Consider the following 3,318-nt stretch of genomic DNA (forward strand, 5'->3'; position numbering starts at 1 on the left):
TGCCCATGCGCCGTCAGGATCAAGCGACGATTATTCCGATTACCTCAGCCACACCCGGCAAAAAACCTGTCGGCAACCCGTTTGGTATGAATCTCATGCCGCAGACAGCCAGCGGTGATGAGACGCCAGAGATAAAACCCGAACCTGTGCGACAAGTTCCAGCCATCCGCCCGTTAGCAGAGGTGGACTACACCCTCGAAGAGTTTTTGGCCGAGCAGAACAAGAACCGAAACTGGATGGATGAGTTGTAGATACCTGACGGGCTCAGACTTACCCGCACAACACGGACGTGGTTAATCACCAGCAAGGAGCACACCCATGGGCGAAGCCGCTCAGATGAGGACTATCGTTTCAGCCAAAGCCATCACCTTGCCCGGCGGCGGTGATGTGCATTTGATTGCACCGCCGCCCAAGCCCTGCGTGACCATCCTCGTGCATGGGGTTAACGACCTGGCGGGGTGTTATGCGCGCATCGAAAGCGGGTTATGCCAAGGGCTGAATGAACGCTTGGACATGCCAGAAACGTTACCGGGCGGGATGAATAATCCCGGCTATATGAGATCTGCGGGCTACAGCTTGCCTTCGGACGACTCCGGCAAAGCTACTAACCCGGATGCGATGTATTACCGGCGCAAATTTAATGCAGCTGACGATGCCAAACCGACGCGAAGTGTGGTCATTCCGTTTTATTGGGGTTTTCGCGAAGAAGAAGCCCACATCAATAAAACCGCCCCGCACGGGGAGTGGCTGGATCGCAACAATAACCGCCTGGACAAGGCCGGTACCAAGGAAGGCGGGCAGTTTGCCAATGCCACTACTAACTTGCCGGACATGTGGGGCAAGGGTTTCAACGGCAAACTGTTTGGTTTCATTTCTCTGGATAAAATTGGCGGCGATATGACCCACCCGCTGCACTCGGCCGCCGGGCGGCGTTACATGGTGCTAGCGGCGATGCGTCTGGCCATGGTGATCAAAATCATCCGTAAACGTTACCCGAACGACACCATCAACGTTGTGGGGCATAGCCAAGGCACGCTCCTGACGCTGCTGGCTCATGCCTATCTTAAAGATGACGGTGTGCGAGCAGCCGACTGCGTCGTGATGTTGAACTCGCCATACAGTTTGTTTGAACCATTCACCGAGAAATTCCAAAGCACGAAGGGCAGTCAACAGACTTCGCAAGCCCGGATTGCCACACTCAACGGTATTTTGCAGTTCATCGCTCAAGCACCTAATTCACACCCGGCGCTGTCACGCGTCGCCCTGAAAAACTGCCCGGGCTACGGTGCCATTGGTGGTTCAGGCTGGACCGGTGGTGCGGGGAGTCAAGCTAATATCAAAGGGGGAAAAATCCCTTTCAATGAGCGGGATAACCGAGGCAGTACCTACCTCTATTTCACGCCTCAGGACCAGACCGTGGGTTTGGCTAACGTGAAGGGCATAGGCTGGCAAGGGATCGGAGACGAGGTATATGGCCAGCCTGTCCGCTCGCTGCTACCCCTACATTTTCACCAACGGGTGTTCACTCTGCGCAAGCGTGCAGGTGAGCCAGAACGGGTGGGTAAACATACCCCGCCTTACGTCTATCCCCTAAGGCTAAAAGGAGAAGGAACATGGGACGACACCGGGCTGCCATTCAAGCAAAAACTCTCATTAGTCCGTGCCGAGCTTGAAGTGGGCGGGAAAGTGTTGCTTACCGCGCCGTTATTGCCTGTTGCGGCAATTGCGGATTTCAAAGCAGATGGTGTGGTAACTGCGCCAGGCGGTGATTCGCCAAGTGGTATTTACCAATCGACGGACTCGCTGGACCCTGTAGATGCAGCTATTGCCGTGAGCAACAAGGGCTGGGTACCGCAAGATACCCGACATGCCAGGCACGCACTCATGAGTGAAGCCGATGCCTTCAAGCAGGGGCGTGACAACGCAAGTATTGAAGCGGTCCTTAATGAAGGTAAAGAAAAGGCACACATGACTCACGTGTTTAGCGCTCGCGCCAAGGGTGACGGTCAAGTGCTAGTGACGCGCTCTGAGACGCCTTATGAAGCAAGATTGCGTTTACAAAAGGAATACAACGAACCGTTGTCGTTTCACTCTGCGATTCCCAACAACCCGGAACATAGTCGGCAAGTATTAGCGTATGACATGGCGATTGGGGCAGGGGAGAGCGTGGATGATGTGACGTTTTATGCGTATTTATGCCGCGTGGCTGATTGGCGGCAGGATTGGAAGAGTACTCGGGGTAAGGCTAACGCACAGAGCGATGCCGATGTTGACCTCCCTAGTGAAGACGTTGATGCATATTATTTGAAAGAGAGTGAAATCAACCGCTCGATGATCGACTCGACTGTGGTTTATCGTACAAGCGGTGAGTTCCCAGTAATAAGTGACTTGATGCCTAAATTGATAGCCGCGCAAACAATAGCTGAGCGTGATGCGGGTAAGTCAATTCAATTTGGAAGCAAAGCATGATGCGCGCACTGACTATTTATTTATGCTTGACTGGTCTGATATTTACTAGCAATTCGATTGACGCCTCTCAAAATCCGAGCCGTTGCTTTGAACTTTCAGCGTCGCCTGTAAGTGCCTACATTCCTGTGGAGAAGATCACCACTATGACCACTGACGCACAGTACCGCGCACCGACCACCTCACCACGCTTAAACACATTGGATGTACTTAGTATTGGCATGAGTGTTGATACTTATCGGCAGGGACAAATATGGCATGTACTGCAAGAGCAAAGTGCAGGGCAGCCCAACTCTTTACACGTTGGAAGTGCACTCCCAATGGACCCGAAGAAGTACCCAGTATTAGCCGATGATAAAGACGCGGCTTACAGCCAACGTGAAACTGACGCATTAGAGTTGGGGTTAAAGGATTTTCCAGAAAAATGGCCAATTCCAACAATCACGGTTGTCAGTGATTGGGATCCAGACGCTATGAATTTACGCTTTACGCCGCCAAGAACACGAAACAGCTTGGCGGCAATGGTTAACGACATGCGATCCCCAGCAGGCTTACATTGGCACCGCATTAGAAATTTGAAAAATGGGATTATATGTGATGACACGCCAGAAGGGTTAGTTGAAGCTCTTTTTCAACTCTTTGAACACAACCCTGATCTTCCTGCCGTACTTGTATACAGCAATGAAGGTTTTAATATGGCGTATTCACTTTCATCTAAAGACACACCACTTATAGGCGGTGGCGGACCACGCAAACCCGGCGAACTTACTGACGCCATGGTTGCCCTGGTCGTAGGCCGCCCTGAGCGTGTCGAGTGGCTGCGTTACTACGCGCAATACGCCAAGGTCAACG

At 52.4% G+C, this 3,318-nt stretch carries 2 protein-coding genes and 1 pseudogene; all 3 read left to right on the forward strand.

What is annotated here, in order from left to right; all coding sequences use genetic code 11:
* A pseudogene (locus AP059_RS22390) lies at positions 1 to 251 on the forward strand (type VI lipase adapter Tla3 domain-containing protein); the annotation flags it as partial.
* Positions 252 to 318: 67 nt separating this feature from the next.
* Positions 319 to 2,469: a T6SS effector phospholipase Tle3 domain-containing protein gene (locus tag AP059_RS00250; protein ID WP_059761367.1), complete on the forward strand. Its 2,151-nt coding sequence runs from the start codon at positions 319 to 321 to the stop codon at positions 2,467 to 2,469.
* The coding region (locus AP059_RS21785) for a type VI lipase adapter Tla3 domain-containing protein (RefSeq protein ID WP_305728837.1) at positions 2,469 to 3,318 on the forward strand (850 nt) is incomplete at its 3' end. The genes AP059_RS00250 and AP059_RS21785, both read left to right, overlap by 1 nt.

Source organism: Pseudomonas sp. TAA207, assembly GCF_001529285.1.
In the GTDB taxonomy this organism is placed as follows: domain Bacteria; phylum Pseudomonadota; class Gammaproteobacteria; order Pseudomonadales; family Pseudomonadaceae; genus Aquipseudomonas; species Aquipseudomonas weihenstephanensis.

Excerpts from the sequence above, each read along its gene's own strand:
- AP059_RS00250 (WP_059761367.1), top strand. The coding sequence starts at position 319 with ATGGGCGAAGCCGCTCAGATGAGGACTATCGTTTCAGCCAAAGCCATC.